This window comes from Psychrobacter sp. 1Y4 (genome assembly GCF_051847555.1).
This window is the reverse complement of sequence record NZ_JBPYDE010000573.1, coordinates 1-697: the sequence shown is the minus strand read 5'-3', so window position 1 is coordinate 697 and position 697 is coordinate 1. Positions and strand designations below refer to the sequence as shown.

The 697-nt window shown below is 35.3% G+C and carries 1 pseudogene; it reads right to left on the bottom strand.

Annotated features, from left to right (window positions below):
* Positions 1-283 (bottom strand): annotated as a pseudogene (locus ACS8FC_RS17635) (hypothetical protein); the annotation flags it as partial.
* Between the last annotated feature and the right edge of the window lie 414 nt (positions 284-697).

The window sequence follows — 697 nt, the reverse complement described above, 5'->3', positions numbered from 1 at the left end:
GCATACGGACGATTTGCACATCATCTGTACTAGCAAATATCGCTAAAGTATCGAGATTATAGTTATGATTTAATTCTTTAGTCTTTGCATGGATGTTGTCTAAAATGGTCGTCGCTGTGCTCTTATCATATTCTTTGTTTAAGCGATCTTCGACAACTTTCAACTGATTTTTTAGAGCGATAGGATCTTGCTCGTTGGCTGGATGTGCTCGGTGAGTCTTAACAAAGATACTTACCGCTGGATTGGCTTTGGTTTCACGTAAGCTTTTAAGAGTCGCTTTCATATATTGCTCCTTGTTTTATTATCATTTACTTTCGATTTTATACATTCTTTTATGAGTACAATGTCATGGCATCTTGCCTTATCTCTTACTAATAGCAGCTCTGATCATTGTTGGTAAACAACAAATCATGCTATCAATTCATCAATAGTTTTTGTCCATGCTTTATCCGTACACCTGATCGGCGTACAATTTTTGAATTCCTTTACATTGATGCTAACAGCTACCCCTCATTCGCTATAGGGTTAATTTGCAAGCAAATGATAGCGCTTTGTAAGTAGAGCAATCTGTATTGTTAAATATTTCTACTATCTCAGCTTACTATATTATTTATTGTTTCCTTTGAGTATTCACTTTTAGTTTAAGCGTTCACTCTTAGTTTATAAGCACTCAGGTTGTATTTTGGCTAAATGAACC